The 24,124-nt window shown below is 76.1% G+C and carries 29 protein-coding genes and 4 tRNA genes; 20 read left to right on the forward strand and 13 right to left on the reverse strand.

Features of this window, described 5'->3' with window-relative positions:
• Positions 1–55 precede the first annotated feature (55 nt).
• The 5 genes from ACI798_RS11440 to ACI798_RS11460 all read left to right on the forward strand — a co-directional run bounded on the left by ACI798_RS11440 (position 56) and on the right by ACI798_RS11460 (position 6,341).
• A complete protein-coding gene (locus ACI798_RS11440) occupies positions 56–922 on the forward strand; it encodes an MBL fold metallo-hydrolase (protein ID WP_457047963.1) in 867 nt (288 codons plus the stop codon).
• Entirely contained in the window at positions 919–2,229 is a 1,311-nt protein-coding gene (locus ACI798_RS11445; protein WP_457047964.1) for a class I adenylate-forming enzyme family protein, read from the forward strand. Before ACI798_RS11440 ends, ACI798_RS11445 begins: the two co-directional genes overlap by 4 nt.
• Positions 2,226–3,761, forward strand: coding sequence for a mycofactocin dehydrogenase MftG (mftG, locus tag ACI798_RS11450; protein ID WP_457047965.1), 1,536 nt, complete (start codon positions 2,226–2,228; stop codon positions 3,759–3,761). The genes ACI798_RS11445 and mftG overlap by 4 nt, the downstream gene beginning before the upstream one ends.
• 92 nt (positions 3,762–3,853) lie before the next feature.
• Positions 3,854–4,831, forward strand: a complete 978-nt coding sequence (locus tag ACI798_RS11455; RefSeq protein WP_456942484.1) for a phosphotriesterase family protein — start codon at positions 3,854–3,856, stop codon at positions 4,829–4,831.
• Between the two features lies 1 nt (position 4,832).
• Positions 4,833–6,341: a class I adenylate-forming enzyme family protein gene (locus ACI798_RS11460; RefSeq protein WP_457047966.1), complete on the forward strand. Its 1,509-nt coding sequence runs from the start codon at positions 4,833–4,835 to the stop codon at positions 6,339–6,341.
• A 63-nt stretch (positions 6,342–6,404) separates the two neighbouring features.
• Here the strand turns inward: ACI798_RS11460 and ACI798_RS11465 are convergent, their stop codons facing one another.
• Positions 6,405–6,614, reverse strand: coding sequence for a hypothetical protein (locus ACI798_RS11465; protein ID WP_456927491.1), 210 nt, complete (start codon positions 6,612–6,614; stop codon positions 6,405–6,407).
• Between the two features lie 132 nt (positions 6,615–6,746).
• Here ACI798_RS11465 and ACI798_RS11470 point away from each other — a divergent pair, with 132 nt between their 5' ends.
• Together ACI798_RS11470 and ACI798_RS11475 are read left to right on the forward strand one after the other, a co-directional pair.
• Entirely contained in the window at positions 6,747–7,430 is a 684-nt protein-coding gene (locus ACI798_RS11470; protein ID WP_457047967.1) for a phosphodiesterase, read from the forward strand.
• 147 nt (positions 7,431–7,577) lie between these two features.
• Positions 7,578–8,591, forward strand: a complete 1,014-nt coding sequence (locus tag ACI798_RS11475) for a hypothetical protein (RefSeq protein WP_456942443.1) — start codon at positions 7,578–7,580, stop codon at positions 8,589–8,591.
• On the opposite strand, the gene ACI798_RS11480 is transcribed toward ACI798_RS11475, so the two are convergent.
• From ACI798_RS11480 to ACI798_RS11495, 4 genes are all read right to left on the reverse strand, one after another.
• The gene (locus ACI798_RS11480) at positions 8,552–9,055 is read right to left on the reverse strand and encodes an N-acetyltransferase family protein (protein ID WP_457047968.1); all 504 of its coding nucleotides are present in this window, start codon (positions 9,053–9,055) and stop codon (positions 8,552–8,554) included. The two genes, ACI798_RS11475 and ACI798_RS11480, sit on opposite strands and share 40 nt — an antisense overlap.
• 25 nt (positions 9,056–9,080) lie before the next feature.
• Positions 9,081–9,154: transfer RNA gene (locus ACI798_RS11485), tRNA-Phe, on the reverse strand.
• Positions 9,155–9,180: 26 nt separating this feature from the next.
• Positions 9,181–9,254 (reverse strand) — tRNA-Asp (locus ACI798_RS11490).
• A 24-nt stretch (positions 9,255–9,278) separates the two neighbouring features.
• A tRNA-Glu gene (locus ACI798_RS11495) sits at positions 9,279–9,351 on the reverse strand.
• 115 nt (positions 9,352–9,466) lie between these two features.
• Between ACI798_RS11495 and ACI798_RS11500 the strand changes: the two genes are divergently transcribed.
• Positions 9,467–10,153, forward strand: coding sequence for an AMIN-like domain-containing (lipo)protein (locus ACI798_RS11500; protein WP_457047969.1), 687 nt, complete (start codon positions 9,467–9,469; stop codon positions 10,151–10,153).
• Positions 10,154–10,214: 61 nt separating this feature from the next.
• Here ACI798_RS11500 and ACI798_RS11505 read toward each other — a convergent pair whose 3' ends face one another.
• From ACI798_RS11505 to ACI798_RS11520, 4 genes are all read right to left on the reverse strand, one after another.
• Positions 10,215–10,538 (reverse strand): hypothetical protein, encoded by a 324-nt coding sequence (locus ACI798_RS11505; RefSeq protein WP_456942446.1) that lies wholly within the window; start codon positions 10,536–10,538, stop codon positions 10,215–10,217.
• A 23-nt stretch (positions 10,539–10,561) separates the two neighbouring features.
• Positions 10,562–12,055, reverse strand: a complete 1,494-nt coding sequence (locus ACI798_RS11510) for a metallophosphoesterase family protein (RefSeq protein ID WP_457047970.1) — start codon at positions 12,053–12,055, stop codon at positions 10,562–10,564.
• Positions 12,056–12,151: 96 nt separating this feature from the next.
• Positions 12,152–12,754, reverse strand: a complete 603-nt coding sequence (gene wrbA / locus ACI798_RS11515) for an NAD(P)H:quinone oxidoreductase (protein ID WP_456942448.1) — start codon at positions 12,752–12,754, stop codon at positions 12,152–12,154.
• Positions 12,755–12,872: 118 nt separating this feature from the next.
• The gene (locus ACI798_RS11520; protein ID WP_456942449.1) at positions 12,873–13,352 is read right to left on the reverse strand and encodes a GtrA family protein; all 480 of its coding nucleotides are present in this window, start codon (positions 13,350–13,352) and stop codon (positions 12,873–12,875) included.
• 181 nt (positions 13,353–13,533) lie between these two features.
• Here ACI798_RS11520 and ACI798_RS11525 point away from each other — a divergent pair, with 181 nt between their 5' ends.
• The 5 genes from ACI798_RS11525 (at position 13,534) to ACI798_RS11545 (ending at position 16,454) form a co-directional block, all read left to right on the forward strand.
• A complete protein-coding gene (locus ACI798_RS11525) occupies positions 13,534–13,959 on the forward strand; it encodes a VanZ family protein (RefSeq protein WP_456942450.1) in 426 nt (141 codons plus the stop codon).
• Positions 13,960–13,969: 10 nt separating this feature from the next.
• Positions 13,970–14,851: a Rieske 2Fe-2S domain-containing protein gene (locus ACI798_RS11530; protein WP_456942451.1), complete on the forward strand. Its 882-nt coding sequence runs from the start codon at positions 13,970–13,972 to the stop codon at positions 14,849–14,851.
• 22 nt (positions 14,852–14,873) lie between these two features.
• Positions 14,874–15,728, forward strand: a complete 855-nt coding sequence (locus tag ACI798_RS11535; protein WP_457047971.1) for a hypothetical protein — start codon at positions 14,874–14,876, stop codon at positions 15,726–15,728.
• 136 nt (positions 15,729–15,864) lie between these two features.
• Positions 15,865–16,038 (forward strand): hypothetical protein, encoded by a 174-nt coding sequence (locus ACI798_RS11540; protein WP_456942453.1) that lies wholly within the window; start codon positions 15,865–15,867, stop codon positions 16,036–16,038.
• Positions 16,035–16,454 carry a DUF6508 domain-containing protein gene (locus ACI798_RS11545; RefSeq protein WP_457047972.1) on the forward strand — a complete coding sequence of 140 codons (420 nt, stop codon included), beginning with the start codon at positions 16,035–16,037 and terminating at the stop codon, positions 16,452–16,454. Before ACI798_RS11540 ends, ACI798_RS11545 begins: the two co-directional genes overlap by 4 nt.
• Positions 16,455–16,815: 361 nt before the next feature.
• Here ACI798_RS11545 and ACI798_RS11550 read toward each other — a convergent pair whose 3' ends face one another.
• The 4 genes from ACI798_RS11550 to ACI798_RS11565 form a co-directional block, all read right to left on the reverse strand.
• Positions 16,816–17,169 carry a phage holin family protein gene (locus ACI798_RS11550; protein ID WP_457047973.1) on the reverse strand — a complete coding sequence of 118 codons (354 nt, stop codon included), beginning with the start codon at positions 17,167–17,169 and terminating at the stop codon, positions 16,816–16,818.
• A gap of 77 nt (positions 17,170–17,246) precedes the next feature.
• Positions 17,247–17,615, reverse strand: coding sequence for a gas vesicle protein GvpJ (gvpJ, locus tag ACI798_RS11555; protein WP_457047974.1), 369 nt, complete (start codon positions 17,613–17,615; stop codon positions 17,247–17,249).
• 473 nt (positions 17,616–18,088) lie between these two features.
• Positions 18,089–18,313 carry a hypothetical protein gene (locus ACI798_RS11560; protein ID WP_456942457.1) on the reverse strand — a complete coding sequence of 75 codons (225 nt, stop codon included), beginning with the start codon at positions 18,311–18,313 and terminating at the stop codon, positions 18,089–18,091.
• Positions 18,310–18,837: an AraC-like ligand-binding domain-containing protein gene (locus ACI798_RS11565; RefSeq protein WP_457047975.1), complete on the reverse strand. Its 528-nt coding sequence runs from the start codon at positions 18,835–18,837 to the stop codon at positions 18,310–18,312. Before ACI798_RS11565 ends, ACI798_RS11560 begins: the two co-directional genes overlap by 4 nt.
• Before the next feature lie 3 nt (positions 18,838–18,840).
• Here ACI798_RS11565 and ACI798_RS11570 point away from each other — a divergent pair.
• The 7 genes from ACI798_RS11570 (at position 18,841) to ACI798_RS11600 (ending at position 24,081) form a co-directional block, all read left to right on the forward strand.
• Positions 18,841–18,913 (forward strand) — tRNA-Lys (locus tag ACI798_RS11570).
• 657 nt (positions 18,914–19,570) lie between these two features.
• Positions 19,571–20,038 (forward strand): hypothetical protein, encoded by a 468-nt coding sequence (locus ACI798_RS11575; protein WP_457047976.1) that lies wholly within the window; start codon positions 19,571–19,573, stop codon positions 20,036–20,038.
• 242 nt (positions 20,039–20,280) lie between these two features.
• Positions 20,281–20,907, forward strand: a complete 627-nt coding sequence (locus ACI798_RS11580; RefSeq protein WP_456942460.1) for a dihydrofolate reductase family protein — start codon at positions 20,281–20,283, stop codon at positions 20,905–20,907.
• Positions 20,904–21,317, forward strand: coding sequence for a VOC family protein (locus ACI798_RS11585; protein WP_456942461.1), 414 nt, complete (start codon positions 20,904–20,906; stop codon positions 21,315–21,317). Before ACI798_RS11580 ends, ACI798_RS11585 begins: the two co-directional genes overlap by 4 nt.
• Before the next feature lie 202 nt (positions 21,318–21,519).
• Positions 21,520–21,948, forward strand: coding sequence for a response regulator (locus ACI798_RS11590; RefSeq protein ID WP_456942462.1), 429 nt, complete (start codon positions 21,520–21,522; stop codon positions 21,946–21,948).
• A gap of 212 nt (positions 21,949–22,160) precedes the next feature.
• On the forward strand, positions 22,161–22,781 hold the full coding sequence (locus ACI798_RS11595) for a response regulator (protein WP_456942463.1): 621 nt from the start codon (positions 22,161–22,163) through the stop codon (positions 22,779–22,781).
• The gene (locus tag ACI798_RS11600; protein WP_456942464.1) at positions 22,771–24,081 is read left to right on the forward strand and encodes a sensor histidine kinase; all 1,311 of its coding nucleotides are present in this window, start codon (positions 22,771–22,773) and stop codon (positions 24,079–24,081) included. Before ACI798_RS11595 ends, ACI798_RS11600 begins: the two co-directional genes overlap by 11 nt.
• Positions 24,082–24,124: the final 43 nt, after the last annotated feature.

Consider the following 24,124-nt stretch of genomic DNA (forward strand, 5'->3'; position numbering starts at 1 on the left):
CGGAGGCTAACGGCCGGGCGGGCGGTACGCGTCCGGGCGCGGCTACCGTGCGGGCGTGCGCGCCCCCGCCGACCCCCGCGTCACCTGGGACCTCCCCGCCCCCGGCGGGCTGCCGCGGACGGCGGACCTCGAGCCGCTGGTCACCCGCGTGCTGGCCCCCAACCCGTCGGACATGACCCTCGACGGCACCAACACCTACGTCGTCGGCGCGCCGGGCAGCGGCCAGGCCGTCGTGGTCGACCCCGGCCCCGACGACCCCGCCCACCTCGCCGCGGTGGAGGAGGTGCTGGCCGCCCGCGACGCGCGCTGCGTCGCCGTCCTCGTGACCCACCACCACGGCGACCACGCCGAGGCCGCGCAGCCGTGGGGAGCCCGTTTCGACGCGCCGGTCGCCGCCGCCGACGCCACCGTCGCCGGCCCCGGTGGCCGGGTGCTCGAGCCGGGGGAGCGGCTGCGGCTGGCGGGCACCGCGCTGGACGTCGTCCCGACGCCCGGGCACACGGCCGACCACCTGGCCTTCCGGCTGGAGTCCGGGGCGGTGCTGGTCGGCGACCACGTCCTGGGGCGCGGCACGTCGGTGGTCACCCACCCGGAGGGCGACGTCGTCGCCTACCTGGAGTCGCTGCGGCGGGTGCACGACCTCGGGCCGAGCGCGCTGTACTGCGGGCACGGGCCGGAGCTGACCGAGGACCCGGGCGCCGTCCTCGACTTCTACCTGGCCCACCGGGCGTTCCGGGAGTCGCAGCTGCTGGCCGCGCTGGTCCGCGGGGCGGGCACGGTCGACGCGGTGGTGGCCGACGTCTACGCCGAGGTGCCGCGGGAGCTGTGGCCGGCGGCCGCGCAGTCCACCCGCGCCACGCTGGCCAAGCTCGCCGCCGACGGGCACGTCGTCGTCGAGGGCGAGCGGGTGCGGCTGCCGTGAGCGACGGGGTCGCCGTCGTCCGGGCCGCCGACAGCGAGCGCGACCAGCGGCGGGCCGCGGCCGCGCTGCGGGCGGCCGGGCTGCGGCGCGGCGACCGGCTGCTGGTCTCGGCGGCGTCCTCCCCGGCGCTGCTGGCGGTCGTCCTCGGCGCGCTGCGCACCGGGATCGTGCCCGTGGTGCTCGACCCGGCGCTGCCCGCCGCCGAGCGGGCCGCCCTCGCCGACGACGCCGACGCCGCCCTCGACGCCGGCGCGGCGCCCGAGCGGCTGCTCGCCGCCGACGACGAGGCCGGCCTGGCCGACGTGCCGCTGGCCCGGCCGATGCACTACACGTCGGGCACCACCGGGCGGCGCAAGGGCGTGTGGTCCGGCGTCCTCGACGACGGCGACGCCCGCGCGCTGGCCGCCGAGGAGATCGGCCTCTGGGGCTTCACCGCCGCCGACCGGCACCTGGTGCTCTCGCCGCTGCACCACTCCGCGCCGCTGCGCTTCGCCGTGCACACGCTGCTGGCCGGCGGCGAGGTGCTGCTGCCCGGCCCGTTCGACGCCGTCCGGGCGGCCGCGGCGATCAGCGGGCTCGCCCCCACGACGACGTTCTGCGTCCCCACCCACCTGCGCCGGCTGCTCGCCCGCGACGACGTGGACTGGTCCTCCTTCCGCGTCCTCGCGCACGCCGGCGCGCCCTGCCCCGAGCCGCTCAAGCGGGCGGTGCTCGACGCGCTGCCGGCGGGCAGCGTCTGGGAGTTCTACGGCTCCACCGAGGCCCAGTTCACCGTCTGCTCCACCGAGGACTGGCTGGCGCACCCGGGCAGCGTCGGCCGCGCCCGGCCGGGCCGGCGGCTGGAGACCGACGAGCGGGGCCAGCTGTGGTGCGCCGTGCCGCGGTGGGCACGGTTCGAGTACTGGCGCGCGCCGGAGAAGACGGCGGCGGCGTGGCGCGGCGACCGGGTGACCGTCGGCGACCTCGGCCGGGTCGACGCCGACGGCACCGTCTGGCTCGACGGCCGCCGCGAGGACCTGGTCATCTCCGGCGGGGTGAACGTCTACCCGGCCGAGGTCGAGGCGGTCCTCGACGCCCACCCGGGCGTGGTGGAGAGCGCGGTCGTCGGCGTCCCCGACGACGAGTGGGGGCAGCGGGTGGTCGCCGCCTACGTGGGCGCCGCGGACCCCGCCGACCTCGCCGCCTGGGCGCGGGAGCGGCTGTCCCCGGCCAAGCGGCCCAAGAGCCTGCACCCGGTGGGGGGGCTGCCGCGCACCTCCACCGGCAAGGTCCGGCGGCTGGACCTGCCGGGGGTCCTCGGCCTGTGAGCGGGGACGCCGGCGGCTGGGACGTCGTCGTGGTGGGCGCCGGCTCGTCCGGCTGCGCGCTGGCCGCCCGCCTCGCCGACACCGGCCGCCGGGTGCTGCTGCTCGAGGCCGGCGCCGACCACCCCCGGCCCGCCGACTTCCCCGACGACCTGCGCGACCCCGCCACGCTGCGCGCCACCGTGCCGGGACACCCGGCGAACTGGTCGTTCACCACCGAGCTGACCCCGGGCAGGACCGCCCCGCTGCCGCGCGGGCGCGTGGTCGGCGGGTCCAGCGCCGTCAACGGCGGCTACTTCGTCCGCGCCACCCCTGCCGACCACGCCGGCTGGGCCGCCGCCGGCAACGACCTGTGGAGCCTGGCGGCCACGCTGCCGGCCTGGCGGCGGCTCGAGGACGACCGCCAGTACGGCGACCGGCCGGGGCACGGCCGTGGCGGTCCGCTGCCGGTCACCCGGCCCGGTGGTGGCTCGCCGCTGACCGAGGCGCTCGCCGCGGCGGCCGCCGAGCTCGGCGTCCCGGAGGAGCCGGACAAGAACGCCGGCGGCCCGCCGGGCTACGGGCCGGTGCCGTTCACCGTCGACGGCGGCCTGCGGGTCAACGCGGCGATGGCCTACCTGTCCCCGCGGCGCGGGTCGCCGCTGCTGACCGTGCGCGGCGGGGTGCGGGTGCGGCGGGTGCTCGTCGAGCGCGGCCGCGCGGTGGGCGTGGCCACCGACGCCGGCACGGTGCGCGCCGCCGAGGTGGTGCTGGCCGCGGGCGCCGTCGGCTCGCCGCACCTGCTGCTGCTGTCCGGCATCGGCCCGGCCGCGCACCTGCGCGCGCACGGCCTCGATGTCGTCGCCGACCTGCCCGGGGTGGGCGCCGGGCTGACCGACCACCCGCTGGTGTACCTGCCCTGGGTCCCGGTGCCGGGGCTGCCCGAGGGCGACTGGCCGCTGCCGCTGCACGGATCGCTGAACGCCACCTCCTCGGACTCGCCCGTGCCCGGCGACCTGGAGGTGCTGCCGTGGCTGCGGCCCTGGGGGCGGGTGGTCCCCGGCGGGGGCGGGGACGACCGCACGCTGTCGCTGGCCGCCGGCCTGTACCGGGAGGAGAGCCGCGGCCGGCTGACGCTGACGTCGGCGGACCCGGCGGCGCCGCCGCGCATCGAGCACCGGTACCTGGCCACGGCGACCGACCGGCGGCGGCTTCGCGAGGTGGTGCGCCTGGCCGACGGCCTGCTGCGCACCCGCGCGCTGGCCCCGCTGGTCGCCGCCCGCCCCGGCCCGCCGGCCGGCGTCCTCACCGACGACGCCGCCCTCGACGGCTGGGTCCGCGCGCACCTCACGACCGCGGTGCACCTCGCCGGCAGCGCCCGGATGGGGCCCGGTGACGACCCGGGCGCCGTCGTCGACCAGCGCCTGCGCGTGCGCGGCGTCGACGGGCTCCGGGTGGCCGACACGTCGGTGCTGCCGGCGGCGCCCTCGCGCGGGCCGGCGGCGACCGCGGTGATGCTCGGCGAGCGGGCCGCGGAGCTGGTGGCCGGCGGCTGACCCCGGGTGCGACGCAGGTCACGTCCTCGGTAGCGTCCCGGTCCCCGGACGGCGCCGTCCGGGACGGCCCAGAGGAGGACCCGTTGCCCCAGGTGCAGACCGTTCGCGGCCCCGTCGACACCGCCGAACTCGGCCCGACCCTCATGCACGAGCACGTGTTCGTGCTCAACGCCGACGTCCAGCAGAACTACCCCGGCGAGTGGGGCAGCGAGGACGACCGGGTCGCCGACGCGGTGCAGAAGCTGCGGAAGCTGGCCGGGACCGGCGTGCGCACCATCGTCGACCCCACCGTCATCGGCCTCGGCCGCTACATCCCGCGCATCCAGCGGATCGCCGAGCAGGTCGACCTCAACATCGTCGTCGCGACCGGCTGCTACACCTACGACGACGTCCCGTTCTTCTTCCACTACCGCGGCCCGGCGCTGAACGAGGCCGTCGGCGCCGAGGTGCCCGACCCGATGGTCGACATGTTCGTCGGCGACATCCGGGACGGGATCGCCGGCACCGGGGTCCGGGCGGCGTTCCTCAAGTGCGCCATCGACCACCAGGGCCTCACGCCCGGCGTGGAGCGGGTCATGCGCGCCGTCGCCAAGGCGCACCGCGCCACCGGCGCCCCGATCACCGTGCACACCCACCCGGGCAGCCACACCGGGCTCGACGTGCAGAAGGTGCTGGCGGACGAGGGCGTCGACCCGGGCCGGGTCGTGCTCGGGCACAGCGGGGACACCACCGACGTCGACCACCTGTCCGAGCTCGCCGACGCGGGCTTCGTCCTCGGCATGGACCGCTTCGGCATCAACCTGGACACGACCTTCGAGGCCCGCGCCGACACGCTGGTCGAGATGTGCCGCCGCGGCTACGCCGACCGGATGGTGCTCTCCCAGGACGCCTCCTGCTACATCGACTGGCTGGCCCCCGGCGTCATGGACCTCCTGCCGCAGTGGCACTACACGCACATCCACGACGACGTCCTGCCCTACGTGCGCGAGCACGGCGTCACCGAGGAGCAGATCACCACGATGCTGGTGGACGTCCCGCGCCGGTACTTCGAGAACGTGGGGACGTACTGAGATGGCGCTGCACCCCTTCGACGAGGCAGGGGTCGAGCGCGACGCGGCCGGCGTCAAGCACTACACCGACCTGCCGGAGTCCGTCGTCGCGATGCTGCGGGCCTCGGTCGAGCGCGATCCGGGCGGCGAGGCGGTCGTCGAGGTCGACGGCCCGCGGCTGACCTTCCAGGAGCTGTGGGACGGCGCGGCGCGGGTCGCCGGCGGGCTCCGCGAGGCCGGTGTCGGCCGCGGCGACCGGGTGGCGATCCGGCTGGGCAACGGCGTCGACTGGGTGCTGGGCTTCTTCGGCACGCTGCTGGCCGGTGGCGTCGCGGTGCCGGTGAACACCCGGTTCACCGAGCCCGAGGCGCAGTACGTGGTCGACGACAGCGGGGCCCGGGTGGTGCTGGCGCCGGGGGACCCGCTGCCCGACGGCGCCCCGTACGCCGAGGAGGGGCTCGCCCTGTCGGACCTCGCGGCGATCTTCTACACCTCGGGGACGACCGGCTTCCCCAAGGGCGCGATGACCAGCCACGAGAACTTCCTGACCAACACGGAGAACGCGCGCCGGGTGGTCGGGCTGGGCCGGCACGACCCGTCGCTGCGGAACCTGGTCAGCGTGCCGCTGTTCCACGTCACCGGCTGCAACAGCCAGCTGCTGCCGGCGCTGCAGGGCGGCGCGGCGGCCGTGGTCATGCCGGCGTTCGAGGTCGGCCGGTTCCTGCGGGTGATCCCGGAGGAGCGGATCGCGGTCGTCACCTCGGTGCCCGCGGTGTTCTGGCTGGCGGTCAACCAGCCCGCCTTCGCCGACGTCGACGTGAGCGGGGTGCGGTTCGCCACCTACGGCGGGGCGCCGATCGCACCGGAGCTGGTCGCGCGGATCAAGCAGGCGTTCCCGGCGGCGCGGGTGGGCAACGGGTTCGGCCTGTCGGAGACGTCGTCGATCTCGACGTTCCTGCCGCACGAGTACGCCGGCACGCACGCCGACTCGGTGGGCTTCCCCGCGCCCGTGGTCGACCTCCAGGTGGCCGACCCCGATCCGGAGACCGGCGTCGGGGAGCTGCTGATCCGCGGCGCCAACGTCGTGCAGGGCTACTGGAACAAGCCGGAGGCGACCGCGCAGGCGTTCACCGACGGCTGGCTGCACTCCGGCGACCTGGCCCGCATCGACGACGACGGGTTCACCTACGTCGTCGACCGCGCCAAGGACATGATCAACCGCGGCGGCGAGAACGTGTACTGCGTCGAGGTGGAGAACGCGCTGGCGGCCGCGCCGGGGGTCTTCGAGGTCGCCGTCGTCGGGGTGCCCGACCCGGTGATGGGGGAGAAGGTCGGCGCCGTCGTCGTGCCGGTGCCCGGCACCGAGCTCGACGTCGAGGCGTTCATGGTGCACGCCCGCGCGCACCTGGCCGACTTCAAGGTGCCGCAGTTCGTGTCCGTGCGGACGGCGGTGCTGCCCCGCAACCCCGGCGGCAAGGTGCTCAAGCCGGTGCTGCGCGCCGAGTCGGAGTGGGCGCCGGTGCGCCGCTGAGGGGACGGGTCGTCCCGGCGGCGCGCCGTCCGCAGCCGCCGGGACGCCGGACCAGGGGCCCGGTCAGCGGACCGGGCGGATCTCCGTCGTCGTGGTGATCGGCGACCACGCGTCGGGGTGGGGGCGGCCGGCGTCGGCCACCCAGCCGGCCGAGCGCTCACCGGGCCGCGGAGCGGTGCGGGGAGCAGGCCGGGAACTCAGGGCGACGATCAGGGCCAGCAGCAGGAGCAGCCCGGCGAGGACCCCGCCGGTGACCAGGAGCGTCGTGAGCACTGACCGACCGTATGCGGCGGATTGCTCCGTGTCACAGGCAAGGAACGACGGACATCCCGCCCGGCCACCGGCAGGTCCTGCCGGTTGACGAACGACACGTGCAGGGCCCGGGGGCGCGGGTAGGGCAGCGGCGTGCACGACCTCGCGAGACTGGCCGGACGACTGGCCGCGGTGCCGCTCGGTGCGCTGGCGCGCCGGCGCCGCGGCAAGCCCATGCACCCTCGCGGCGCCGTCGTCACGGCCGTGCTCGAGCGGACCGGCCTCCCCGGCTCCTGGGGCGTCCCGTGGCTGGAGGAGCCCGCGCGCGAGGCCGCCGTCGTCCGGCTGTCCCGCGGGGCGGGCCTGCCCGCCCCGCTGCCGGACCTCCTGGGCCTCGCGGTCCGCCTGCCCGACGGCGGCCGGCCCGTGGACCTGCTGCTGTCGAGCACCGGCTCCGGCCGCTGGACGCGGCTCCTGCCGGTGCTCCGCGTCGACGCCGCGACCACCTACTCGTCGATCATGGGCTACCGCTCGGCCGCGGGGACGCTCCGGCTCGCCGCGGTCCCGGACCGGCCGGAGGCCCTGCCGTCGGACCCGGCGCCGGTCGCCGCCGCGGCCCCCGGGACCACGTTCCGCCTGGTGGTCGCCCGCGGGGCGGGCGAGTGGGTGCCCTTCGCCCGGCTGACCCTCGGGGACCCGGTCGACGGCCTCGACCCGGACCTGCGCTTCGACGCCGTCCGCAACCCGCCGCCGGGGCTGCTCGCCGACGGCCCGATCGCCCGGTTCCGGGCCCCGGCGTACGCCGCCGCGCGGGAGGCGCGCAGCAGCGCCGGCTGAGCCCCCATCGGGTGACGCAGGCCACCCGGTGAGGCTCCACACGGTTGTGCGGCACCATCCTGGGTACCGGAACTCCCCGGAGTTCATCGAGGAGCACCGCCCCTGCTGTCGCAGTGCTCGACCGCAGGAGGAGTGCACCACCGAGTGATGCACGCACTACCGACGTCCGCGTCGCCCGCGCGGATCCGCGTCGCGACGGTGCCGCACGCCGACCCCTACGTCGACGCCGTGCTGCCCGCCTCCGCGGTGCGGGTGGGGCCCGCCCACGACCCCAGCCCCTGGCTGGACCCGGCGTACCTCACCGCGCACGCCGGCCTGGTCGACGTCGTGCACCTGCACGCCGGCTACGGGCACCTGCACGAGGACGAGGTGGTCAGCTGGACCGAGGCGCTGCGCCGCACCGGCGTGCCGCTGGTCGTCACCGTGCACCAGTCGCGCGACCCCGCCCAGCCCGCCCGGCACCGGCACGACGCCCACCTGGCCGCGCTGCTGGCCACCGCGGAGGTCGTCTTCACGCTGACCCCCGGCGCCGCCGACGAGATCGCCGAGCGCTTCGGGCGGACGGCGATCGTCGTCGCCCACCCCTCGGTGGCCGCGGCCGACCCGGACGCCGGCGCCGAGCGCGGCCTGGTCGGGCTGGCGCTCGGGATCGCGGGGACGACGGTGACCGACCCGGGCGCGATGGTGCGGGCCGCGCTGTCGGGGGCGGTCTCCGGCGGCGGGCGGCTGCGGGTGTTCCTCGAGCCCGGGCAGGCGCTCGCCCTCGACCCGGACCTGGCCCGCGCCGAGGGGCTGGAGGTGGTCGTCCGGGACCCGGCGCGCTGGGCCGCGCAGTTGCAGGAGCTGCACGTGGCGGTGCTGCCGCAGCGCTGCGGCACGCACTCCCGGGACCTGGAGGTGTGCCGCGACGTCGGCACGCGGGTGGTGGCGCCCCGCTGCGGGTGGTTCGCCGACCAGTGGTCCGACGTCGTCGGCTACGGCAACGACGAGGAGTGCGGGTTCGACCCGGTGTCGCTCGGCGTGGCCGTCGGCGCGGCGCTGACCCGGCCGATGCCCCGCCCGGCCGACCGCGCCTGGCGGGCGGAGCAGCGGGCAGCGGTGCAGGCCGTGCACGAGCAGGTCTACGACCAGGTGGTGGCCGACCGCGCCGTCGGCGTCTGAGGCGGGCTGCGGGGCGGGTGGAGCGGGTCGACCACCCACAGGCCCGGCAGCACCTCGCGCCCGCCCACCTCGGCGAACCCGGCCCGGGCGTAGAGCCGGCGGGCCGGGGTGTTGGCGCGGCCGGTGGACACGGTGACCGGGCGGTCCCCGGCCCGCTCCAGCACGGCGGCGACCAGGGCCAGCCCGGTGCCGCGGCGCGCGTGCGCCGGGTCGACGACGAGCCGGTCGACGTCGACACCGCCAGCGGTGTCCCGCCGGCCGAGGGCGCCGAGGACGGTCCCGCCGTCGCGGGCGACCAGCCAGGACAGGCCGGCGGCCCGCAGGGCGGCCAGATCCTCGTGCAGGGCGGGGATGCGGTCGTCGCCGATGAGCCGCGCCTCGACGGCGTAGGCGGCGTGCTGGACCTCGAGCAGGCGGGCGGCGAGGGCGGCGTCCCGGGCCGGGTCGCGCTCCTCGACGACCACCGGGCTCCGTGGGGGAGAGAGTGTGTGGGCAGGGGCGGGGTCGAACCGCCGACCTCTCGCTTTTCAGGCGAGCGCTCGTACCGACTGAGCTACCTGCCCCTCCCGGTGACGCTGCACCGGGGAAGCGACCCTGACGGGACTCGAACCCGCGACCTCCGCCGTGACAGGGCGGCGCGCTAACCAACTGCGCTACAGGGCCTTGCTGGTATTGCTGGTGGTGCCGTGCCCCCAACGGGGTTCGAACCCGTGCTACCGCCTTGAAAGGGCGGCGTCCTGGACCGCTAGACGATGGGGGCTCGTGTTCGCCGGGGGCAGGGAGAACGATACACGGCCCCCGGAGGGCCCCTGACACCACCCCTCGGCCAGGCGTGGCGGGCCCGCCCGGAACCCGCCGGCTGTCACGATCCGCGGGTGTCCCGCCGTGCGCTCGCCCCCGTCTCCACCCTGCTCACCGCGGCGCTCCTGCTGACCGGCTGCGGCGGGGAGGAGCAGCCGGCGGCCGGCGAGTCCTCGACCGCGGCGCCGTCCTCCACGACGTCCTCGACCGCGGCGTCGTCCTCCACGGCGTCGTCCTCCGCGACGTCGTCGGCCGGCGGGTCCGCCTCGCCGACCCAGAGGGAGACCGACGGGGACGCCGGCACCGCCGCGCCCTCGTTCCCCGCCGACACGCGGCCCGACACCGCCGGCGCCTCCGCCGGCGCGGCCGTGACGGTGCGCGACGTCCGCACCGGCCGCCACGACGGCTTCGACCGCGTGGTGTTCGAGGCCGGCGGCACGGGGACGCCGGGCTGGGACGTCCGCTACGTCGACGTCGCCAGCTCGCAGGGCAGCGGCGAGGAGGTCGACGTGGCCGGCGAGGCGGTCCTGCAGGTGACGATCACCGGCGCCGGCTACCCGTACGACACCGGCGTCGAGGAGTACGCGGGCCCCGACCCCCTGCCGGGCGCGGGCACCGCCACGGTCACCGAGGTGGTCTTCGACGCGACCTTCGAGGGGACGACGGTCGCCTTCGTCGGCACCCGCTCGCAGGCGCCGTTCCGGGTCTACGCGCTCGAGGCCCCGACCCGGGTGGTCGTCGAGGTCGCCGACGCCGGCTAGGTGCGGCCCCGCTGCAGGGGCCCGCCGCGAGCTCGCGAGTGGTGGGGCAGGGGGTCCTCCGTCAGCCGAGGCTGGCGGTGAGCTCGACCGAGTCGCCGGACACGCTGGTGCACTCCAGCGACAGGCTCCCGGCGGACACGGACTCGCCCTCCCCGCAGGACACGCTCGCGCCGGCGACGCTGATCGACGCCCGGCCGTCCTGCACGCTCCCCAGCGTCACCGTCGTCCCCAGGACCTCGACCTCGCTGCCCTCGCCGTTGAGCGTGACCGTGCAGGTCGACCCGGAGCAGGAGAAGCCGTTGGAGGTGAACGAGCAACCGGCCACGGGGACCAGGGCCAGCGCCCCGGCGAGGACACCGGCGGCCAGGCGGGGAGTCGGAGCCATGCCGCGAGCCTAGGGCGGGCGGCTCAGTCGGTCGGGGAGGACGGGGTCCCGTCGCCGGTGCCGTCCTCCGTGCCGTCGGCGGGGACGTCGTCGGCGGTCGGCTCCGGGACGACGGTGCGCACGATCGTCGCCTCGGTCTCGCCCAGGCCGCCGAGGGTGATGTCGTCGTAGGCGACCAGCGCCCCGGTGTCCGGGTCGAGGTAGAGGACCGTGCAGGTCAGCGGTTCGGGGTACTCGCCCTGCAGGCCGCGGAGCCCGGCGCCGCCGGTCGACCCCTGCACCATGAGCAGCGTCCCGCCGTCGAGGGTCTCGACCTCCCGCTCGTGGGTGTGCCCGGCCAGGACCAGCGGGACCACGCCGTCCAGCGGCCCGGCCTGCCCGGGGTCGTGCACCATCGCGATCGCCGGCGTCTCCGGCTGCTCCTCGGCGACCTCGGCGAGGTCCTCGCCGGTCTGCTCCAGCGACTCGCCGTCGCCGGAGGCGTCCTTGTCGGGGGTGAACCGGGGGTCCCGGGCGCCGACCACGGTCAGGCCGGCGACCGTCGTCGCGGAGTCGTCGAGGACGGTGGCGTTGGGCTGGGAGGCGACCAGCGCGGCGGTGGTCGCGGAGTCGTGGTTGCCGCGGACGTACACGTAGGGGACGCCGAGCGCGCCGATGGAGCCGATCAGCCGGTTCTCCGGCTCGCTGCCCCAGTCGGTGATGTCGCCGGTGTCGAGGACGGCGTCGACGTCGAACTGGTCGGCCACCTGCGCCACCAGGTCGAAGCCGGCCGGGTTGAGGTGGACGTCGGAGACGTGCAGCAGGGCCACGGTGTCGGTGGGCCCGCCCGGCGCCGGCAGGGCCGACAGCGTCGAGTACAGCGTGCCGACGTTGGTGACCAGCTCCTCGAGCGACTCCCGGTAGGCGCTGAACCGGGCGACGATGTCCTCGGCGCTGCCGATCAGGCTGGTCGCGTTGACCAGCAGGCCGGTGTAGGTGGGCTGGGACAGCGCCTCGGGCCGCCAGGTCGCCGCACCCAGGCCGGCGGTGCCCGCCAGCAGGACCACGGAGACGCCCGCGGCCACCAGCGGCTCGCGCCAGCGGCGGTACAGGAGCAGGGAGGCGACGGCGGCGCCGCCCACCCCGGCGGCGGCCGTGGTCCAGGCCAGCCGGACGACGGCGTCCTGTAGGTCGGCGCTGACCCGGTCGACCACGCCGTCGAGCCGCGCCGGGTCGTTGACCAGCGCCTGGATGCGCGTCTCGTCCACGCGGCGCAGCTGGACGTCGAGCCCGAGCGGGCCGTCGTAGGCGTCGACCTCCAGCGTCCCGAGCGGCGGCACCTCCACGGTCGCGCCGCCGCCGGTGGGGGTCAGCGCGAGGCCGGCGTCGAAGGGGCCGATGGGCGCCTCGACGCGGCCGAGCAGCAGGATGCCGAGCAGCGCCCCGGCGGCCGCGACGGCGAGGCGGACCGCCCAGCGCCCGGCGACCCGTGCCGGACGCCTCCAGCGCCCGGGCGCCCGCGTGGTCGGCCCGCTCATCCCGTCGAGGCTAGTTCCGGGTCTCCGGCCCTGCTCGGGACGGCGACGGCCGGCCGGGAGCTCCCCCGGCCGGCCGTCGCGGTGCGTCCGTGCAGGTCAGGCGGCCAGCTTCGCGGACACCTCGGCCAGCCGGCGGCCCTGGTAGCGGGCCGCCGCCAGCTCGGCCTCGGAGGCGGTGGCCGACTTGCCGCCCGAGGCGTTCGAGACGCCGTAGGGGTTGCCGCCGGCCTCGAACAGCAGCGGGTCGGTGTAGCCGGGCGGCACGATCACCGCGCCGAAGTGCGAGAAGACGTTGAAGAACGTGAGGATCGTCGACTCGTTGCCCCCGTGGACGTTCTGCGCGCTGGTGAACGCGGTGGCGCCCTTGTTCGCGAGCTTCCCGGTGAACCACAGGCCGCCGAGCTGGTCGATGAACTGCTTCATCTGGGAGGCGGGCGTGCCGAAGCGGGTGGGGCTGCCCAGCGCGTAGCCGTCGGCCCACTCCAGGTCGGCCGGCGTGGCCTCCTGCACCTCGCTCGCGGTGGAGTCGACGTGCGCCCGCCAGAGCGGGTTGCTGTCGATGGCCTCCTCGGGGGCCAGTTCCGGGACCCGGCGCAGGCGCACCTCGGCGCCGGCCTCCTCGGCGCCCTCGGCCAGGGCGCTGGCCAGCTGGTGCACGTTCCCGGTGGACGAGTAGTAGATGACGGCGATCTTCGCCACGGTTCCCTCGGCTCTCGTGTCGCGTACGCGGTCTCGTGGTTGCGCGTTCAACCACTGCTGGCCTGTGTGCTCGCGACACGCGCGCGCCAAACACCCGGCGGTCGACCGGGCCGGGGGGTCAGGCGGGCTGGGGGCGGAAGACCCAGCGCAGCGCCAGGAAGCGCAGCGTCCCGATGGTCGCGGTGACCAGGGCGATGACCGCCAGCTCGGCGACGACGGACGGCTCGCTGACCGCGGCGTTGAACCAGCTCAGCGCCAGGCTGGTGGCCACCATGCCGGCGATCGCCAGCGCGCCGCCCTCCCACTGCGCGGCGAACCAGCCGACCCGCTCACCGGCGCGGAAGGTCAGCCGCCGGTGCATCTCGTTGGCGAGCATCGACGACAGCGCCGAGCCGACCACGTTGGCCTGCACCCCGCCCAGGTCGCGCAGCAGCCAGAACAGCAGCGCGTAGACGGCGCTGGAGAACCCGCCGACCATCACGAACCGGGCGAACTGGCCCAGGGCCCGGTCGGAGCGCACCAGGGTGTTCAGGCCCGCCGCGAGGTCGGTGACCACGTCGACGACCGCGGGGCGGTGCAGCAGCGACGGGCAGGTCACGGCACACCTCCTCGCTGGTCACGGCGTCGTCGGGGATCACTGTCCAGGATCCTCCTGACAATGGCCGGGGGGCGAGCGAGTTACTCCCCGCGGGTCGCTGTGTCGGGTGTGCGTCCGCTCACTCCGGGTCGCCGCAGGCCGCTCCCAGGGGCCTGCCAGGGACGTGCGCCACAGTCGGGCGATGAGGTCGCTGCTGTCCGCCGCCCTCGCCGTGGCGCTGGCCGTCGTCGCCGCGCTCACGCTGCTGCCCACCGGCGACGGGGGCTGGGCCTGGGGCTCGCCCGCCGTCGAGGCGCACTGGTACCTCTCCGGCCTGGACTCGCGCGCGACCGTGCGGCAGCTGCTGGGCAACCTGCTGCTGCTGACCCCGGCGGCCGCGCTGGCCGTCCTCCGCTTCCCGGCCCTGCGCCGGCCGGCCGCCCTCGCGGGTGCGGCCGTCACCGCGGGCGCGGCGATCGAGGTGCTGCAGTGGCTGCTGCCGCTCGGCCGGGTCGTGTCCCCGCTGGACGCGCTGCTGAACGCGGCCGGCGCGCTCGCGGCGGGACTGCTCGTGATCGCGCTGGTCAGCCCCGTGGCCGGTGGCGTCAGGGTGGCCCGGCGGGGGTAGGAGCCCGCGCATGAGCCTGATGGGGATCCTCGACCGACTCGCGGACGTGAGCACCTTCGACCGGGCGATCGAGCCGGCCCGCCGGGCGGTCCAGGCGGTCCTGCGGCCGGGGGCGCTCAAGGACGCGCTCCACGGCACCTGGCTCGGCCACCCGCTGCACCCGGTGCTCGTGCAGGTCCCCGTGGGGAGCTGGACCTCGGCCGGCCTCCTCGACGCCGTCCCGCCGCTGCGGCCGGCGGCCACCGTCCTGATCGCCACCGGGGTGGTGGTCTCGGTGCCCGCGGCGATGTCCGGTGCGGCCGACTGGTCGGAGCAGGAGGTGGGCGTCCGCCGGCTGGGCGCGGTGCACGCGGTCTCCAACGTGGCCGCGCTGGGTCTCTACGTCGGCTCCCTCGTCGCGCGGGCCCGGGGCCGCGGCACGCTGGGCCGGGTGCTCGCCTACGCCGGGCTGGGCATCGCCACCGGGTCCGCGGCGATCGGCGGGCACATGTCCTACGCCCAGTCCTCGGGCGCCTCGCACGCGGCGACGGCGGCCCGCGCCCTGACCTCCGAGTGGATCGACCTCGGCCCGCTCGACGACCTGCCGGAGGGGCGGCCGGCGCTGCGGACCGCGGGCGGCAGCGGGGTCGCCGCGCCGCTGGCCGCCGTCCGCCGGGGCGCGCGGGTCGACGTCTTCGTGGGCGCCTGCTCGCACCTCGCCGGGCCGCTGTACGAGGGCACCGTCGAGGAGGTGCGCGGGCACACCTGCCTGGTCTGCCCGTGGCACGGCTCGGCGTTCGACCTGGAGGACGGGGAGCCGCGGCGCGGGCCGGCGGCGAACCCGCAGGAGAAGCTCGAGGTGCGCATGGAGGCCGGCCGGGTGATGGCGCGGCTGCCCTCCCGCCACCAGTAGCCCGCCGCCCTACGCTCGCCGCATGCGGCGGACGGCGGCGGTGCTGGCCGTGCTGCTGTGCGCCGCGTGCGGCTCCGCCCGGCCGTCGGCCGCCGAGCCGGCCTCACCGGTGCCGCCGTCGTCCACGCCCGCTCCCGGGCCGGCCGTGCCGCCGGTGCCCGGGATCGAGGCCGAGGCGGTGGAGCTGCGCACCGACGCGGCGGTCGGCGGGCAGGTGCAGGTGCGGGTCACCGACACCGGTGCCGAGCCGTTCACCGTCACCGCCGTGGCGATCGACTCGCCCGGCTTCGCGCCGCTGCCGGACCGGGCGCTGACCGCCGCCTACGCCCCCGGCCGCACCATCGACCTGCCCACGTCCTACGGCGAGGTGGTGTGCGACCGGACCGCCGAGCCCGCCGCGGCGCGGCTGACCGTCGTCCGGCCCGACGGGCGCACCGAGACGCTGCGGGTGCCGCTGGCCGCCGAGGTGCTCGGCCGCATCCACGACGAGCGGTGCGCCGTCCGCGCCGTCCTCGCCGTCGCGGGGGTCGCCGTCTCCGGCCTCGCGTCGGTCGGCGACGCCGTCACCGGGACGCTCGTGCTGACCCGGGCCGGCGACGACGACCGCCCGGTGACCGTGACCCGGCTGGAGGGCAACGTCCTCTACGACGTCGCCGCGGACCTGCCGCGGACGCTGGAGGCGGGCGAGCCGACGCTGGAGGTCCCGGTCTGGTTCACGATGGCGCGCTGCGACCCGCACGCACTGGCGGAGGTCAAGCAGCCCTACCTGTTCGTGCTCGGGCTGCAGGTGGGTGACGACGACGAGGTGCCGGCGGACCTGCCGATGGACCAGGCGCAGCGGGACGTCCTCTCCGGGCTGGTCGCCACCGCCTGCTGACGGTCCCGGGAAGGGACCGGCCCGGCGGTCCCGGGGGGAACGGGACGGCCGGGCCGGAGTGGTCGCACGCGGTCAGGACCGGCGCGCTGGGGATGACCGTAGGTAGTGGCCCCCGGTGCCACGATCCCCTGAACGGGTGCCCGTCCCCGACCGGGTGGCGACGGCTCGTGACACCCGGTTGCCGACGGCGCACGGTGGGCACCCCGACCGGGTGTTCCTGTACTTCTCCGGCCGCCTGGGCTGCCTGGGCTCCCTGCTCGTGTCGGCGGTGCTGACCCTGGTCGTGCTGCTGGTCCTCGACGTGCTGTGACCGACGCCGAGGTCCTGGGTGCACTGGCGGCCGCCACGGAGGCGGACCGGGCCGGGGTCCGCGCCGCCGTAGCGGCGGTGGGGGAGGCCGACGGTGCCCTCGTGGAGTGGCGCGGGGGACGGCCGGGTGCCGACGGCGTCGTGCAGGTGACGTACCCGGTGTACGCGCCGGCGGTGCACCAGTTGCTCGGCGCGCTGGCGGGGGCGGGCGCCGTCCCGGTGTTCGCCTGGCCGTCCTGGGACGGTGTGCGGCGGCTGCGGTCGGTGGACGACCTGGCGGCCGCCCCGCTGGCCGACGTCGCACGGTTCCTGACGACGGTGGTGCGCGGGGAACGGTTCTCCGAGGGAACGGTCGCCGCCGCCCTCGAGGACGGCCGGCTGCTGACCGCGGCGCGCCGCGTGGCCGACGGGCGGTGACCGCGACCCCGTGACCGCGCGTGCACCGGGGGACCGCAGCCTGCTGCGCAGCGCCGCGGGCCCCGGCGCGACCGGCGTGTCCGGGACGAGCGGTCCGGGAGGCCGCCACAGGATCGGCGCCCTCGGAACCCCAGGCGTGCACGGACGTGCGCCGACGAGATCGGAGGGCACCGATGCAGGACCCGACTCCCCGACGAGCCCAGCCCGACCAGCGGCGCCGCCCCGGCCTGCGCGAGATCCCCGCCGTCCGGAGAGGTGAGGAGGACGAGCGCAGGGCACCGGCGAGGGCCGCGCGCGCCGACGCCTGAGCCACCGCGGCGCGGCGCGCCGGCCGGACCCGCCGGCCGCGCCGCGTCCCCGGTCAGCCCCCGGGACGAGCGGCCGTGCCCGCCGGCGCCCAGGGCATCCGCGCGCGGCCGGCCCGCGCGAGCGCGGAGGCGCCCGCGCCGAGCGCCGCCGCGACCAGCGCCGCCGAGGCCGTCGGGGGCAGCCGGCGGTCCAGCAGCCGGATGAGCAGCGCCGTCGCGCCGCCGGCCGCCATGGAGCCGAGCACGGCCGAGCCGCCGAGCAGGCGCACGCCCTCCCGCGAGTCGCGGTACGGGCGGGTGATCTCGTCCCGGACCCGCTCGACCTCGCGGTGCACCACCGCGCCGATCTCCTCGGTCAGCGGCTGCAGCAGGTCACGGCCGGGAAGTCCCGGGATCTGCGACGTCATGGCACCCTCCCCGGTCCCGACGGTCGCGGTGCCTGCGATTGTCGCTCCGGTAGAGCCCGCCGCGGGGCTCGCGCGTCCTACCGCTCGCGCTCCTCGTTCCCGCGGCCGGTGATCTTCTCGACGAAGTCCTCGATCTTCTCGGCGGGACCGCTCAGCTTCTTCTTCACGACCATCCTGGCGCCGCCCTCGAGGGTGTCCTCGAAGAGCCCGGGCAGGCCCCGGGGCTCGCTCTCGGGGTAGAGGTCGAGTCGGTTCACCGCCTCCGCGAACCGCAGGTAGGTGTCCACGCTGGCGATGACCACCCGCGCGTCGACGGTCACCAGCTCGATGCCCAGCAGCGCCACGCGTGCGTAGGCGTCGAGCACGATGCCCTTGTCCAGGACCACGTCGAGGACGTCGGCCAGGCCGCTGGGGCGCGGCGCGCGGTTGACGGTCGACACGGTCATGGGCTCCCCCAGGTCTGCGGCTGCCTCCCCACGATGGCCCTCCGCCCGTCGGTACGCAGGGCGAGCCGCCCCGTCGTGTCGGTGCGTCGCCGGAGGGTTCCGGACCGTCACGGGATCGCGGACCGGCTGAACGTGCCGCCGTCGGCCTGCGACGGCGGTCCCGGCCGGCGCGACCATGCGGGTGTCGCACCCCGCCCGCGGCCCCGCGCGGGCGAGCGGGCGGACGGGAGAGGGTGCCGCCATGCCGCAGGGAACCCGTCGCCGGGCCCAGCCACCCCAGCGACGTCTGAACCCGACGCGCCAGGCGCCGCGGAGGGCGTCGAAGCCCCGCGCGACGGGGGGCACGGGCCAGAAGCAGTCGTTCGGCACCCAGCTGTGGAAGGGGTTCCTGGAGGGCCTGCGGAGCCGACGGTGACGTCCGGAGGCCGCCGGCCCGACGTTCGCGGGCTGTGACGGTGGCACCGGAGCAGCGGTCACCGGCCGACCGGTGCGCTTCGTCCTCGGGCGAGTACGCAGGTGTGGCCTTCGCCTGCGGTGGCGGAGAAGGCCAGCTGCAGCGCCCGGGGACCGACGCCGGCGGCGTGGGCGACGTCGGTGACGGAGATCGGCAGCGAGGCGTGGCCGTCGATGAAGGCCACCGCCCGGCGCACCACCACCGGCGCCACCGCACCCCCGCCGGGCAGGTGGTCCGGCGTCATCGTGGTGTTCGGGACCGTCGCCAGCGCGGTCGCCGCATCAGCTCGGCCAGTTGGGCGGCGACCAGCGGGTGGCTCATGCCGGAGGCGGCGTCGGCCATTCGCTGGTGCACGAAGCGCATCAGGCCCGGCCAGGTGCGGCGCATCGGCTCGGACACCGGGCTCGACCCGTCGAACCGCACGTCGGCCTCGGGCACGCCCAGCCGCTCCTCGGCCACCCGCTCGACCACCGCCACCGGCAGCCGCACGACGCTCATGTCCACGTCGTGCCACTCGTTGGCGAACGGCACGCCGGTCGGCACCGGAACAGCACGCCGGGCAGCGTGTCGACCTGCCCCCGGCCCACGCCGGGCCGTGACTGACCCGCTCCGCCGGCAGCACCGGCCCCGCCGACGCTGGACCGCAACCCGCCTGGAGCGAAGGCCCCGCCGAGCGGAGCCCGGGCGGCCCACGGACCCGGCGGTAGCCTCGGACCAGGCAGCGGACAGCCCAGGACGACCCGTGCCTCGTCCCGCGGTCCCCCGCACGCCGGGCCTCTAGCTCAACTGGCAGAGCAGCGGACTTTTAATCCGCGGGTTGTGGGTTCGATCCCCACGGGGCCCACCGGTTCGACTTGCAGTTCTGCTGTCTCGGCGGGAGGTCGGGCACGACGGCTGCCGGTGGCCCCGGCTTCCGGTCGCGACGGCTGCTGTGCGGCGACGACCGCGGCCGGGTCGCTCAGGTGGAGTAGGTGATGCGGCACGAGTACGGCGGCGGCGAGCACCTCGCGTGCGTGCCGGCTCCGCGCGTACGAGTGCCGGCCCGACGTGAGGCGGAGGGCCGCCCTGTCTCCTGGGAGACACCAGGCAGAGGGAGAGTCGGGCTCTTCCCGGCTTCCGAGCCTCTCTGCTCCTCGCTCGCCCGGCCGGACGGGCAGCCGATCGTCCTCCCGAGCGCTCAGGCCCACGTCGAGCACCCTGGCCGGGCGTGCAGGATCCACCGGTCGTGACGCAGGAGTGACGCTCCCGTGACGCTCCGATGCGAGTCTTCGCCCGCGAGAGCATGGGACAGCGAACCGAAGGCGGTGGGGCAAGCACCTGCAGCAGCAGAAGCACGCTTGCATCCCGGTCGGAGCGACGCGCCCGTGTCTCTGCCCACCGGTCCGAGCAGGCCGATTTCCGCTCCATCGCGGGCTGCTCGGGAGCATCCGGGGGGCGGAAGACGTCGTGGTGCCGATCGAGGCGACGTCTGGGTCGAGTCCACGAGAGAGAAGCCGGTCCCGTGATCATCCAGTTGTCGACCATGACCAAGGTCGAAGAGTGGTCTTGTCCCGCTTCGGTCGACTTCCCCGGGAAGACGTTGGTGTTCAGCGACAACGTGTGGTGGCAGAGCGTCGGCACCCACACCGTGCGGACTCCCCAAGGCGATCCGGTCCTCGCCGGCACGCATTCGGGCACGAATCGGATCGTCCGGGTGGCCGGGGCCGGCGATGGCGTCTATCCACAGGATGTGGTGGTGCAGGAACACGAGGCCACGTGGGTCCTCGGAGCCGTGACCGTTCCGGGCACGGCACTGGCCGCGGGGCAGGTGACGGTCCGGGGCGTGCTCTTCCATCGGCACACGCCTCCGTTGCCGTTGGAACTCCAGGAGCAGCGGTTCGCGATCACCGGGGGGACGGGACCGTACGCGCAGGCCCGAGGCACCATCGTCGAGACGGGGGCCAACCGCACGATGGACATCGTGCTGTAGCGCCGGCAGGTCCGGCGGCGAGGCGCGATGCGGTGGCGCCGCGGCTCGGGCGGGTCTCACCTGTCCTGACGCCTGCCGCGTCTGACCACTCGAACCACACGACCCCGTGCCGACTGGTGAGCCCACGTGGACCCTCGACCGTGACCGAGTCGGGTGGGATGCCATCGGCACGACCCTGAGTGCCATCGCGCGGGGCCGGAGGAGCGCCGATGAGTTCGGCGGCCGGCGCCCGTCATGACCACATGAGCGTCGGGACCCCGTCGATCCGCCTGGACATGACCGTCTCCCTCGACGGTCTCGTCGTCGGACCGGAGGACAGCCCGGAGGAGCCGATGGGCATCGGCGGGTTCCGGCTGTTCAACTGGCTGGACCACCGCCTCGACCCGGGACCGAACGGTCGGGTCTTCGCCGAGGCGACCGCGACCCGGGCCGTCATCGCGGGCCGCCGCACCTACGAGCACGCGAACCGCTGGAACGGCGACCACCACGACGGCGTCCCGGTCTTCGTGCTCACCCACCGGGTGCCGGAGGAGCCCCCGCCGGGCAGCGTGCGGTACGTGACCGAGGTCCACGCCTGCGCCGCGCAGGCCCGCACCGCCGCCGGCGACGCCGACGTGCTGGTCCTGGGCGCCGGGGCCGCCCAGGCGTTGCTCCGGGCCGGCGAGCTCGACGAGATGGAGCTGCACGTCGTCCCCGTCCTCCTCGGACGGGGACGGCGGCTGTTCGACCACCTCCCCGCCGAGCGGACCGAGCTCGAGCTCATCCGCGAGCTGGACGCCGCGGACACCGACCCCGAGCACCGGGTCCTGCACCTCCGCTACCGGGTACGGCGGCCGCTGCCCACCGAGGACGCGGGAGGGAACCGATGAGGACGTTGCACGTCGGCCTCCGGGTCGCCGATGCCGAGCGGGCGGTCGCCTTCTACACGGCCGTCGGCTACGAGGTGGTCGGACGGGTGCCGGAGACCCCGATCGGCCAGCTGACGATGCTCAAGCTGCCCGGCGACGACGTGGTCAGCATCGAACTGGTCTGCGACCCCCGCGAGGCCGACCGCGACCGGGGCACCGGCCTCAGCCACCTCGTCGTCCAGGTGGACTCGATGGCCGCCACGGTCACCGACCTCAGGACGAAGGGCATCGAGGTCGCGGAGCCCGGGTCTCCCGACGGTTCCGCGGACTTCCTGACCACCTGGATCACGGATCCCGACGGCAACCGCATCGAGCTGGTCCAGTGGCCCCCCGGCCACGCCGTCGGTCTCACCGCGGCCGACTGGTCCTGACGGCACCGGGGCTGTCGCCCCCGGGACGGAGCGGCGGGAGGGCAGCGGGTGCTGCCGGCCCGTCCCCCGGATTGGGGACCGGAGGACCCCGCAGAATGGCCCGGCGGACGGTCCGGTTCCGTGGTCATCGTGCGCCATGATCGGAGCTGCAGGGCAGTCGCCCGCGCACGTCGTCCGAGCAGTCGACGACCGGGAGATGCCGATGATCGAAGTCCTCGTGGCCGACGACCACGCGTTCTTCCGGGCTGCCGTCGTCGATCTCCTGACCGACGCGGACGACACCGCGGTCGTCGCCGAGTGCAGCAACGGCGCCGAGGTGCTGCCGGCGTTCCGGCGGGTCCGGCCGGACGTCGTCCTCCTCGACCTGGCCATGCCCGGGACCACCGGCCTCGAGGCCGCGCGTGCCGTCCTCGCCGCGGACCCCGGCGCCCGGGTCCTGATGCTCACCGGCGACGCGTCCGCGGAGTCGGTCCGCGAGGCGCGTCGGCTCGGGGTGGCCGGCTACCTGCTCAAGGACGACGACCCGGCGATGCTCCCCGTCCACGTGCGGACGGTCGCGGAGGGCGGCAGCGTGTGGAGCGACGGCGTCCGGTCACTCGTCGACGTGCCGGCCGATCATCCGGAACCGTGAGAGACAGGTCACGTTCCGCGAGGACTCGCGGCGTCTGCCCCGACAGGGTCAGGACTTAGGTCCCGGGGCGTCGTCGCGTCCCTTCCCGGCTGTGAGCCCTGATGGCGTAATGCCGCCGTCCGCGCCCACCGTGGTCGCGGCCGTCACTCACGGGGACCGCCTTGACTCTCGCGCCTGCCGAAACCCTGCCCCACACGCGCACCGTCCTCGTCGTGGACGACCACGTGACCTTCGCCGAACTGCTCGCCGGCGCCCTCGAGTCGTCCGGCATGACCGCGCTCGGCATCGCCTCCTCGGCGGCGCAGGCGGTGGCGATGGCCCGCGAGCTGCAGCCCGACGTCGTGGTGATGGACATCGAGATGCCGCACCAGGACGGGCTGGCGGCCACCCGGCGGATCCGTGAGGTGGCCCCCGGCGCGGTGGTCGCGGTGGTCACCGCGCACCGCGACCCCGACTGGGTGGTCCGCGCGGCGCAGGCCGGGGCGTCGGCGTTCGTCCCGAAGGACGGGTCGCTGGCCGAGATGATCGACGTCCTCAGCCGGGTGCGCGCGGGCCAGATGCTCGTGGCGCCGTCGACCTTCTCCAGCGGGGCGCCGAGGATCCCGGTCCCCCGCGGGCCCGTGCGTCCGCAGCTGACCCGCCGCGAGCAGGAGGTGCTCGACTGCCTGGGCCGCGGGATGCAGGTCAAGAGCATCGCCAGGGTCCTCGGGATCACCCTCGAGACCTGCCGCGGGTACGTGAAGGCCCTGCACGCCAAGCTCGGGGTCCGCTCCCAGCTCGAGGCCGTGGTGAAGGCCCAGGAGCTGGGTCTGCTGAGCCCGAGTGGTCACTGAGGCCCCCGGCCGCCGGCGCCGGGACCGGGCGCGGTCCCAGTTCACCCTCTTCGTCGCCGCGGCCCTGCTCGTGCTGGTGGCGGTGGCCGCCGCCACCGTCCTGATCAGCGACCGGATCGCCCGGTCCAACGCCCTCGCCGAGGCCGAGCGCATCGGCGTCCGGCTGGCCGACCTGATCGTCGCCCCGCTGGTCCGCGAGGCCGTCGCAGGGGAGAGCGGGCGGTGGGAGGAGCTCGACCGCGTCCTCACCCACCGGCTGAGCGACGGCTCGGTGGCGTCGGTGGTCGTGTGGACCGGGCGGGGTGAGGTCCTCTACGCGACGGAGGAGGAGCTCGTCGGCCAGCGGATGGAGCCCTCCGAGGACCTCGTGACCGCCCTGGGCGGGGAGGTCGTCGCGCACGTCGACGAGGAGCCCGAGACCGCCTACGGGGACGCGGTCGAGCCGCTGCTCGAGGTGTACGTGCCCGTCGACGTCGGCACGGAGCGGATGGCCGTGGAGGCCTACTTCGCCACCGAGGCCATCGACGAGCAGGCGGCCCGGTTGCGCGGGGAGATCGTGCCCCTGGCCGTCGGGGCGCTGGTCGTGCTGCAGCTGGTCCAGTTGCCGATCGCCGCCTCGCTCGCCCGCCGGGTCCGCCGGCAGGAGGCCGAGCGCCTCGACCTGGTGACCCGCAGTCTCGCGGCCTCCGACCGCGAGCGGCGGGCCATCGCCGCCGACGTCCACGACGGGCCGGTCCAGGACCTCGCCGGGGTGAGCTACGCGCTGGGCGCCCTGCGCTCGGCCGTCCCCGCCGAGCGGCAGCCCTCCGTCGACCGGCTGGTGTCCACGGTGCGGCACGCCGTGACCTCGTTGCGGCGGCTCATGTTCGACATCTACCCGCCGGACCTCAGCGCCGTCGGCCTGGTCGCGGCCCTGGACGACCTCGCCGAGCGGCTGCGCGCCGACGGCGTCGACGTCGAGGTCCGGACCGACCCGCTGCCCGAGCTGCGTCCCGAGGTCGCGGCCGTCCTCTACCGGACGGTCAAGGAGGCGCTGGCCAACGTGGCCCGGCACGCCGCGGCCGCGCGAGCGGAGGTGTGCCTCACCGTGACCGGGCCCGACGGCGACCCGGCAGCGCTCCTGACCGTCGCCGACGACGGTGTGGGCGTCGAGGAGGGGTACGACGCCGGCGCCGGCCACCTGGGCCTGCGGCTGGTGCACGACCGGGTGCGCGACCTCGGCGGGACGGTCCGCGTCGAGCCGGGCACCGACGGCGGCACCGTGCTGACCGCGCTCCTCCCCCTGCGTGACGGAGCGTGACGACACCCGTGTCAGCCCCCCAGCTCTAGGGGGCGGTCCGGCC

It is taken from the genome of Geodermatophilus sp. SYSU D01045 (assembly GCF_054050295.1).